Genomic DNA, 8,778 nt, shown 5'->3' with positions numbered 1-8,778 from the left:
AAGGCCGCATCGATGTCGTCGGGCACAGCTGGCGTCGCCTCCGGCGCGGACGCAGGCGCCAGTCCTGCTGCCGCGAGCGCGATCGGGCCGGTCTGCGTCAGGAACGCGCGCTCATATTCGCGCGACAGCCGCGAAATCGCATCGTCCAGCGTCAACCAGTCGACCGCCTTGATGTCGTTCATCAGCTTGCGGACCGGACCGCCTTCGGCCTCCATGCGCCAGAAATGCACGACCTTCGAGCGCCCGCCGGACTGGTAAACGAGCGTGCCGAGGAATTCATGGACGGCGACATCGTGGCCGGTCTCCTCCAGCACCTCGCGATGCGCGGCTTCCTTCGGCGTCTCGCCGTCGTCGAGCTTGCCCTTGGGCAGAACCCATTCGTTGCGCTTGCGCTGGCGCACAACCGCGATCAGCGGCACAGCGCCTGGCCGCAGCACAATACCACCCGCCGCCATCACCGGCGCCCGCGCCATCACCAAATCCGTGGTCTAGAATCGTCCCCACGGACGATATAGGCCGCGGGCGCGGCGGATTGAAGGCTACAATCTTTTCAACAGAGCTTGACCTGCGCGAATGCGCGTGCCCTCGGCGACGCCGTCGCAGAATGTGAAATCGCCGGGCGCAAGGATGATGATGGTCGAGCCGTGCTCGAACCAGCCAAGCTCCTCGCCCTTGGTCACGCTGACGTCGCAGGGGAAGTTGACCGGGCCGCGCGTCTGCGCATTCAGCACCATATCGAGGAAGTGCAGGCGGATGCTCGCGACCAGGATTGCCGCGACAGGCACCAGCGTCACCGCTTCGCCGGTCGCCAGATGCGTGCGGATCACGGCACGCTCGTTCTTGCAGAACAGACGCTCGACCCGCTTCAAGGCGATCGGATTGACATTCCAGACGTCGCCATGGATCAGCGTGACGCGTTCGATATGCGCGTCAAAGGGCGCGTGGAAGCGGTGATACATGCTGGAGGTCAGCCGCAGCGTGACGAAGGAGCCGTTACGGTGCTGGTCCGCCAGCGCGGTATCGCCGACGAGGTCGAGCAGGGAATAGGGCGCGCCCTTGACCTGGAACAGCTCGGTGTCGGCGATCCGACCATGGGCACCGACGATACCGTCCGAGGGGCTGGCGACGATGGAAGGGTCCGGATCAAACAGCCGCAGGCCCGGCTTCAGCTCCCGGGTGAAGCAGTCGTGCAGACTCTTAAAATGGGTCTTGCGGGCCTCCGACAAATCGAGGTCGGAGAACAGCTTCCACAGCGAGATCGAGAAGTCTCGCACAAGCGGATTCTCGATCTTGGAGAACCAGCCCATGAAGCGGGTCAGCGCGGCGCGGGGGATGCGGTTGGTCAACAGGAAGTTGAGGTCTTCCTGCTGGGTGAAAGAGGCGATGAGGGCTTTGACTGTCATGAATCTGTCAGCTCACAGTATTAGCGCTTGTTGTCATGGAAACGACACTCCCGATTCTCTCGATGTCCGTGGCCGCCGCAGCGTCTGCTGCCGCCGTCCTTCCGAAGCTCAAGGCGCGGATCGAGCTCTCCCGCGCCAAGCACCGCTCGCTCGCCGGGCACTCCAAGATGTCGCGGCGGGTGGCAAAGCTGCTCCCGTTCTACGAATTCACGGGTGACCAATATTTCGGTTGCGACGGCGCGCCCGACAACGTGGTGAAGCAGCGCAAGGAAGCCTTCTTCCGCCTTGCAGCTCTCTACGCCGAGCGCTACCCCAAGGGCCGCGCGATGACGAAGGAAGCGGCGGAGACGATCTCCGACCTGCACTTCACCGAGACCTACCGCGTGCCGTTCCAATTCTCGCGTCTCGTCCGCGAGCATCTGGGCACCTCGACCTTCATGGAATCGTCGAGCGGCGTCACCGTCACGGATGTCGACGGCAACACCTCCTACGACCTCACCGGGTCCTACGGCGTCAACATCTTCGGCAACGACTTCTACAAGGAGTGCATCGAGGGCTCGGAGAAGCGAGCGCATGCGCTGGGTCCTGTGCTCGGCCCCTACCATCCCGTCATCCTCGATAACGTGCAGCGGCTCTGCCAGATCTCGGGCCTCGACGAAGTTTCCTTCCACATGTCCGGCACCGAAGCCGTGATGCAGGCGGTGCGGCTGGCGCGCTACCACACCAAACGCACGCACCTGGTTCGTTTCGCCGGCGCCTATCACGGTTGGTGGGGCGACGTGCAGCCTGGCGTCGGCAATCCCATTGCCGCGCACGAGACCTACACGCTCTCCGAGATGTCGGAGAAGACGCTGCACGTGCTGAAGACGCGCAAGGACATCGCCTGCGTGCTCGTCAATCCGCTGCAGGGCCTGCATCCGAACGCCAACGCGCCCGGCGATTCCTCGCTGGTCGATTCCTCCCGCGGCGGCAATTTTGACCGCACGGCTTACACCGAGTGGCTCACGAGGCTGCGCGAGGTCTGCACCGAGCGCGGCATTGTGCTGATCTTCGACGAGGTGTTCGTCGGCTTCCGCCTCGCTGCCGGCGGCGCGCAGGAATATTTCGGCGTCAAGGCCGACATGGTGACTTACGGCAAGAGCCTCGCCGGCGGCCTGCCGGTCGGCGTGGTCTGCGGCAGACGCGAATTGATGCGCCGCTTCCGTGACGATCGTCCCGCCGACATCTGCTTCGCCCGCGGCACCTTCAACTCGCACCCCTACGTCATGACGGCGATGGACGAGTTCTTGAGCCGCCTCGCCAGCCCGAATTTTCGCGCGGTCTATGAGGGTCTCGAGGAGACCTGGAATGGCCGCGTCCGAAAGCTCAACCAGATGATGACCGACGCCGAGCTGCCGGTGCGGTTCGCCAACTTCTCGTCGATCTGGACGGTGAAATACACCACCCCGTCCCGCTACAATTGGATGCTGCAATATTACCTGCGCGCCGAGGGTCTCGCGCTGAGCTGGGTCGGCACCGGCCGCCTGATCTTCAGCCTCAACTACACCGACGCCGATTTCGCCGAGGTCGCCGAATGCTTCGTCCGCGCCGCCGCAAAGATGAAGGCCGACGGCTTCTGGTGGCACGACGGCGTGCTCACCAACAAGCAGATCAAGCGGCAGATCCTGAAAGAGATGCTGGCCAAGCGCTTCAAGCGCTGAGGTTTTTCCTTCTCGCACCACCGTCATTCCGGGGCGATGCGCAGCATCGAACCCGGAATCTCGAGATTCCGGGTCTGGTCCTTCGGACCATCCCGGAATGACGGAGTCTGTGGCGGCGTTCGATCCCACCTCCCCGCACGCGGGGAGAAGCGAAGGAAACACCGCCGCAGCCCCCAACACGTGGATGCCCGGGACAAGCCCGGGCATGACGTCACCATCAGACATCGGAGTGTCTTGTGAGACCAGCGCGCTCAGGCGTGCTGCTCTTCGAGCGTGGGCTCGCCGATGAGGCCTAGCGTATGCTCCGGATTGAGGTGCAGGCCGGGATCCATCAGCTCGCCGCGCATCAGGGCGAGCGGAGCGCTGCGATAGAGCATCAGGTCGTGGAACGGATCAGTCAGGATCTTGGTCATCCAGACGAGGCCGGTCTCGACGTCGCGGATGAAGAACAGATGCACGGTGCGGAACAAGAGGCCGCCGCCGCCAACCACTAGCCAGATCTTGGCAACCTGCCGCATGAAGTCGGTCGCGCTCGCCCAGGGCGTGAACAAGCCGAACAGCGTCGGATCGAGGAACAGCACCAGGGGCGATGCCGCCCAGATCGCCATCAGCACCACCTTGCGCTGAAGGTTGTAGCCGACCTTGATCTCTTCCTTGTGCTCGTGCGTCGCCTGGTTGATGTGATCATAACCGTGCGGCTCGAAGAAGAAGTGACCGGCCTGGCGCGAGGTCATCGAGACCAGCCAGCCGACCAGCGCGGAGATCATGGGATCGACGAACAGCCAGACATAGGCGAAGAGAAAGCTCAGCGCGCTGACGAAGTGCAGGCTCTGATTGATGCGGCTGTGGTGATAGTAGCGATGGTCGTCCCAGCGCTGGATGCGCAGCTGCTCGAGATAATTCTTGATCATGCTCTTCCCCAAAATGCTTTCGGATACGGGATTTAAAGGGATTCGATGTAGGCCGTGTGACATCATCATTTTGTCATGTGACGATGTGCAGCGGCGCGATGACGCACGCGACGCGTGAGCTTCAGGTCACGCCGCCTTGGCGACGTCGACCTTGCGGAAGCGCACCAGCGAGAAATGACCGAGCGGCGGAATCAAACGGCGCTCGGCGAGCTCGATGCCGTGGGCACCCGCCAGCCACTTCGCATAACGCGACCAGGCGAACTCGGCGGTGCGGAAGCCGAGCGGGCGCACCACCGGCTGCAGCTTCTGCTCGATGAAGCGGCGCATGCCGGCATCCGCGCTGACGCGGGTGAGAATGATCAGCTCGCCGCCCGGGCGCAGCACGCGGGCGAATTCGTCGAGCGCCATTTCGGGGTTCGGCACCGCGGTGACGACATATTGCGCCATCACCACGTCGAAGGAATTGTCGGAGAATTCGAGCTTCTCGGCGTCCATCACCGCGAGGCCTTCGACGTTCTTCAGCCCGCCCTCGGCAACGCGGCGGCGCGCCTTGTCCAGCATCGCTTCCGAGATGTCGGTGCCGAAGATACGGAGATTCGGGGCATAGAGCGGCAGCGAGATGCCGGTGCCGACGCCGACCTCGAGCACCCGGCCGCCGATCTTGTTGGTGGCCGCGATCGCCGCCTGCCTGCCCTTGGCGAACACGCCACCAAACACAAGGTCGTAGACAGGCGCCCAGCGGTCATAGGCCTGCTCGACCGCGCCACGGGTGAGGTCGAGCTGCTGAGTGCCGTCAAGGTTCATGATCTTAGCCATCGGTGAGGTTCTCGCTGTGGTTCAAAACGGAGAGGTCAACCGCGCACCGGCCGCCGCGCCATCCGAGGCAAGGCGCGCAAGGCACGGCTGGGCTGAAGTGAGGTGAGATTGCCGACGAACTGGCGCGCGCTGTTTTCCCAGGAACGCTCCAGCGCGAAGGTGCGGCAGGTCTGGCGCGACATGGTGAGTGCGCGCAGGCACGCGGCGCGCAGATCGTGGTCGATCGCGCCGATCGGATGATCGGCGATCACGTCCTTGGGCCCCGTGACGGGAAATGCCGCAACCGGCGTGCCGCAGGCGAGCGCCTCGAGCTGCACCACACCGAACGTATCGGTCAGGCTCGGAAACACGAACACGTCGGCAGCGGCGAGATGCGCGGTGAGATCGGCCCCCTTCTTCTCGCCGAGGAAGACGGCATCGGGATATTTCCGTTCGAGCGCGGCCTTCTGCGGGCCGTTGCCGACGACGACCTTGGTGCCGGGCAGGTCGAGCGAGAGGAATGCTTCGAGATTCTTCTCCACCGCCACGCGGCCCATGGTCATGAAGATCGGACCCGGCAGATCGAGCCTGGCCGGAGCGTCGGGATGGAACAGCTCGGTATTGACGCCGCGGGTCCAGAAGCCCAGCCGCTTGAAGCCGCGCTCGAACAGCTCCTGCCGCAGCGAGGGCGTCGCCACCATGGTCATGGCGGCGGCATCGTGGAAGTGGCGCAGCACGGCATAGCCGACAGCGGCGGGGATGCCGGTCCGCACCGAAACATATTCCGGAAAGCGCGTGGTGTAGGAGGTGGTGAAGGCAAGCCGGTTGCGCCGGCAATAGGCGCGTGCGGCCCAGCCGATCGGCCCTTCAGTTGCGATATGCAGGGCTTCGGGCGCGGCCTTCTCGATCCGGCGCGCGATCTCTTTGCTGCTCGGCAGCGCGAAGCGCAGGCCCGGATAGGTCGGCAGCGGCCAGGACGGAAAGCCATCGGGCGTAAGAAAGTCGATCTCGACATCGAGGGCCTTGGCCGCATTCGCCAGCGAGGTCAGCGTCCGCACCACACCGTTGACCTGGGGATGCCAGGCGTCAGTCGCGATTAATACCCGCATGGGAAAATCCCGAGAGTTTGATGATTCTCAGGCATCGACCATCAACGAAGGATATTTCAGGCGTGTGACGTCATAGAAGTGTCGGCGGGCCGTTTTGTTCGTTAACGGGTCGGCGCGGCCACGAAACTGTCATGAAACAATCCTTGCCGCCGTGAAACCGTTTTCGGTTTTCCGCGCAAATGTCCCGAAACGTTTCCCCGTTAGTGATTGACGCAACGGAGCACCGAAACGGTGCCGCGGTGGTCAACGACACCGAGCAAACAGGGGCGATCACATGTTCAATCTGGATACCTTCAAGACGTTTTCGCGCGCCGTTGCCTTTGGCGCAGTCGCGGTTTCCGCAATTGCTTTCGCAGGAACGGCAAAGGCCGCCCCCGTGCAGCTCTTCCCCTTCTTCCAGCCGCTGCCGCCGTTCGCCGCGCCGCAGCCGATCCAGCCGTATCAGCCCTACCAGGCACCGACCTATCAGACCGAGCCGTCCGAGGATCAGGACGCCGTGGAGATGCCGGCACGCTTCCGCCGCCAGACCGTCTCCTACGCGACGCGCGAGGCGCCGGGCACCATCATCATCGATACGCCCAACACCTATCTCTATTATGTGCTCGGGAACGGCCAGGCGCTGCGCTACGGCATCGGTGTCGGCCGCGACGGCTTCACCTGGTCCGGCGTCCAGTCCGTGACCCGGAAGGCCGAGTGGCCGGCCTGGACTCCTCCGCCGGAGATGATCGCCCGCCAGCCCTATCTGCCGCGCCACATGGCCGGCGGCCCCGGCAATCCCCTCGGTGCCCGCGCCATGTATCTCGGCGGCACCATCTACCGCATCCACGGCACCAATGCGCCCGACACCATCGGCAAGCGCGTGTCCTCCGGCTGCATCCGCCTGACCAATGACGACGTGTCCGACCTCTATTCCCGCGTCAACGTCGGCACCAAGGTGATCGTGCTGCCGATGACGGAGCGCCGTGCGGATCTCGGATCTGCCACGCGCTAACGCGACAGGACATTCTGACGCAAACGGCCCCGGAACCCACCGGGGCCGTATTCGTTTGCCCTCGACATGTCGAGGCGCGCTTGCTGCGGCGCGGTTCTCTGATGGAGGCGCAAATGCTACCACGCCCGCAACCCTCGCCATATCAGTGGCTGCACGCGGTCGCCGGCGCCGGAGCACTGACGCTGCTCCTGTCCGCGCCTTCCTCGCTCGCACAACAACCCGCCGGTGACGACCAAGGCCATCAGGCCTTCAACAATTCCTGCCGCACCTGCCATTCCGTGAAGGAAGGCGACAATCGCCTCGGTCCCAACCTCAACAAGATCGTCGGACGCAAAGCCGGCTCGCTGCCGAACTACAACTACTCCTCATCGATGAAAGACGCCGGCTTCGTCTGGGACCAGGACAAGCTCACCCGCTTCATGGTCAAGCCCGACGAAGTCGTGTCCGGCAACAAGATGCAGCCATACGGCGGCGTCTCGGCGGAGGAAGCAGGCAAGGTGGTGGCTTATCTGAAGGCGGCGGGTGGGCAGCAGTAACGGCCCACCCGAAAAGGCTGTGTCGAGGTCGCCGGCCATCACCGCCGTTCCGCAATCAGCCGCAGCCATGCCGCCGAATGAAACGCGCTCATCAGCAGATACATCGGCACCATCCCGCCGAGCACGGAGCCGTGCCCTGCGGCACACAGCATGTCCGCCGGGCCACCGCCGCCGATCATGGCCGTTAGCACGGCCATGATCGCGAAGGTCGGCGTGGCGGCCAGGCTAAGCCATCCGGCGAGGTGGCGCGCGGCTACGACGCCATCGCCGCCGGCGTCAGAAGCCGCGTTGACGGGAGAGGTCATTTCCGTTCTCCCGCGGCCTCCTCGCGAAAGGCCTTCTCGCCGGCGTCGGAGATCTCGACCCATTTCTTGTCGGGCGCCGCGCCTTCCGTGTAGCTGTCGTGCCAGTTCCACCATTTGTAGGTCGGCGTCTGCGGATAGCCTTGCGGCGAATCCTCCCAGACCTCCTGCCGGCCGAGCGGCGTGATGTCGAGGTAGTTCCAGGTGCCGCCCATCTGCTCGTCGCCGCGGCTCTTGACGAAATAGGTGCGGAAGATGTGCGTCCCGTCGCGGTAGAACACGTTGGTGCCGTGCCATTCGTCGACGCCGAAATCGGCGTCGAAACTGTCGGTCACGGTGACCCACGGCATGGTCCAGCCCATCCGCTGCTTCAGCCGCGCAATGTCGGCCTGCGGCGCGCGCGATGCGAACACGAGCGTGGTGTCGCGGGCGTTCAAATGCGCGACATGGGCGACCTGGTCGGCCACCATGGAGCAGCCCCGGCAGGCGTGATCGGGCCAGCCGAACACGCCGGGCTCGAAGAAGGCGCGGTAGACGATCAGCTGCCGCCGGCCCTGGAACAGTTCAGCCAGACTGAGCTTGCCGCCGGGCCCCTCGAACGCATAGGTTTTAGTCACTTCCATCCAGGGCATGCGCCGGCGCTCGGCCGCCAGGGCGTCGCGGGCACGAGTATGCGCCTTTTCCTTCACGAGCAGTTGCTGACGGGCCGCCTCCCAGTCCTGCGACGACACCACTGGCGGTGTCTGCATGGCGGTCTGTCCGTTGGTCCCTGCTTTGTCTGCTGACGTCATCATGGTTCTCCAAACTTCCTGTCCGGGCGGCCATTCCGCGTCTTGCAGACGCGGAACCGTTCGCCCCTCGCCGCATGGTGTCGGCCGTCAACGATTTCTGGCACCAAGCGGTTGCGCGGCGGGAGTAACAAGTGTGGCGGGATTGACATGGAGTCGCTGATCACGGCCGCGGCGCGCGCGTTGGAGGCGGGCGATCCGCTCGGCGCGCTGAACCGTGTTGCGCTGCGCAACGATGCGCCG

General features: G+C 64.4%; 10 protein-coding genes. 3 read left to right on the top strand and 7 right to left on the bottom strand.

The window, feature by feature from the left end; all coding sequences use genetic code 11:
• Both MOV75_RS17835 and asd read right to left on the bottom strand, forming a co-directional pair.
• A partial coding sequence (locus MOV75_RS17835) for an NUDIX hydrolase (RefSeq protein WP_247006292.1) occupies positions 1-473 on the bottom strand: 473 nt, incomplete at its 3' end.
• Between the two features lie 66 nt (positions 474-539).
• The gene (gene asd, locus MOV75_RS17830; RefSeq protein ID WP_246927432.1) at positions 540-1,403 is read right to left on the bottom strand and encodes an archaetidylserine decarboxylase; all 864 of its coding nucleotides are present in this window, start codon (positions 1,401-1,403) and stop codon (positions 540-542) included.
• Between the two features lie 35 nt (positions 1,404-1,438).
• On the opposite strand from asd, the gene MOV75_RS17825 reads away from it, so the two are divergent.
• Entirely contained in the window at positions 1,439-3,103 is a 1,665-nt protein-coding gene (locus MOV75_RS17825) for an aminotransferase class III-fold pyridoxal phosphate-dependent enzyme (protein ID WP_246927434.1), read from the top strand.
• A 251-nt stretch (positions 3,104-3,354) separates the two neighbouring features.
• Here MOV75_RS17825 and MOV75_RS17820 read toward each other — a convergent pair whose 3' ends face one another.
• The 3 genes from MOV75_RS17820 to MOV75_RS17810 all read right to left on the bottom strand — a co-directional run bounded on the left by MOV75_RS17820 (position 3,355) and on the right by MOV75_RS17810 (position 5,918).
• The gene (locus tag MOV75_RS17820; RefSeq protein ID WP_246927436.1) at positions 3,355-4,014 is read right to left on the bottom strand and encodes a hypothetical protein; all 660 of its coding nucleotides are present in this window, start codon (positions 4,012-4,014) and stop codon (positions 3,355-3,357) included.
• Between the two features lie 126 nt (positions 4,015-4,140).
• Entirely contained in the window at positions 4,141-4,830 is a 690-nt protein-coding gene (locus tag MOV75_RS17815; protein WP_246927444.1) for a methyltransferase domain-containing protein, read from the bottom strand.
• A 35-nt stretch (positions 4,831-4,865) separates the two neighbouring features.
• The gene (locus MOV75_RS17810) at positions 4,866-5,918 is read right to left on the bottom strand and encodes a glycosyltransferase family 1 protein (RefSeq protein ID WP_246927446.1); all 1,053 of its coding nucleotides are present in this window, start codon (positions 5,916-5,918) and stop codon (positions 4,866-4,868) included.
• Between the two features lie 274 nt (positions 5,919-6,192).
• Here MOV75_RS17810 and MOV75_RS17805 point away from each other — a divergent pair, with 274 nt between their 5' ends.
• Together MOV75_RS17805 and MOV75_RS17800 are read left to right on the top strand one after the other, a co-directional pair.
• Entirely contained in the window at positions 6,193-6,909 is a 717-nt protein-coding gene (locus MOV75_RS17805) for a L,D-transpeptidase (protein WP_246927453.1), read from the top strand.
• Between the two features lie 101 nt (positions 6,910-7,010).
• Entirely contained in the window at positions 7,011-7,445 is a 435-nt protein-coding gene (locus tag MOV75_RS17800; RefSeq protein WP_246927465.1) for a cytochrome c family protein, read from the top strand.
• 38 nt (positions 7,446-7,483) lie between these two features.
• On the opposite strand, the gene MOV75_RS17795 is transcribed toward MOV75_RS17800, so the two are convergent.
• Positions 7,484-7,750 carry a hypothetical protein gene (locus tag MOV75_RS17795; RefSeq protein WP_246927455.1) on the bottom strand — a complete coding sequence of 89 codons (267 nt, stop codon included), beginning with the start codon at positions 7,748-7,750 and terminating at the stop codon, positions 7,484-7,486.
• Positions 7,747-8,541 carry a DUF899 domain-containing protein gene (locus MOV75_RS17790; protein ID WP_246927457.1) on the bottom strand — a complete coding sequence of 265 codons (795 nt, stop codon included), beginning with the start codon at positions 8,539-8,541 and terminating at the stop codon, positions 7,747-7,749. Before MOV75_RS17790 ends, MOV75_RS17795 begins: the two co-directional genes overlap by 4 nt.
• Positions 8,542-8,778 lie beyond the last annotated feature (237 nt).

The sequence above is a fragment of the Bradyrhizobium sp. PRIMUS42 genome (assembly GCF_023006515.1).
Lineage (GTDB): Bacteria > Pseudomonadota > Alphaproteobacteria > Rhizobiales > Xanthobacteraceae > Bradyrhizobium.
The sequence above is the reverse complement of the archived record's forward strand: the minus strand, read 5'-3'. Positions and strand labels throughout refer to the sequence as shown.

What these genes read in the sequence shown, in the direction of transcription:
- MOV75_RS17810 (WP_246927446.1), bottom strand. Translation starts at nt 5,918, where the DNA reads ATGCGGGTATTAATCGCGACTGACGCCTGGCATCCCCAGGTCAACGGT.
- MOV75_RS17820 (WP_246927436.1), bottom strand. Translation starts at nt 4,014, where the DNA reads ATGATCAAGAATTATCTCGAGCAGCTGCGCATCCAGCGCTGGGACGAC.
- MOV75_RS17825 (WP_246927434.1), top strand. Translation starts at nt 1,439, where the DNA reads ATGGAAACGACACTCCCGATTCTCTCGATGTCCGTGGCCGCCGCAGCG.
- asd (WP_246927432.1), bottom strand. Translation starts at nt 1,403, where the DNA reads ATGACAGTCAAAGCCCTCATCGCCTCTTTCACCCAGCAGGAAGACCTC.
- MOV75_RS17815 (WP_246927444.1), bottom strand. Translation starts at nt 4,830, where the DNA reads ATGGCTAAGATCATGAACCTTGACGGCACTCAGCAGCTCGACCTCACC.
- MOV75_RS17795 (WP_246927455.1), bottom strand. Translation starts at nt 7,750, where the DNA reads ATGACCTCTCCCGTCAACGCGGCTTCTGACGCCGGCGGCGATGGCGTC.
- MOV75_RS17790 (WP_246927457.1), bottom strand. Translation starts at nt 8,541, where the DNA reads ATGATGACGTCAGCAGACAAAGCAGGGACCAACGGACAGACCGCCATG.
- MOV75_RS17805 (WP_246927453.1), top strand. Translation starts at nt 6,193, where the DNA reads ATGTTCAATCTGGATACCTTCAAGACGTTTTCGCGCGCCGTTGCCTTT.
- MOV75_RS17800 (WP_246927465.1), top strand. Translation starts at nt 7,011, where the DNA reads ATGGAGGCGCAAATGCTACCACGCCCGCAACCCTCGCCATATCAGTGG.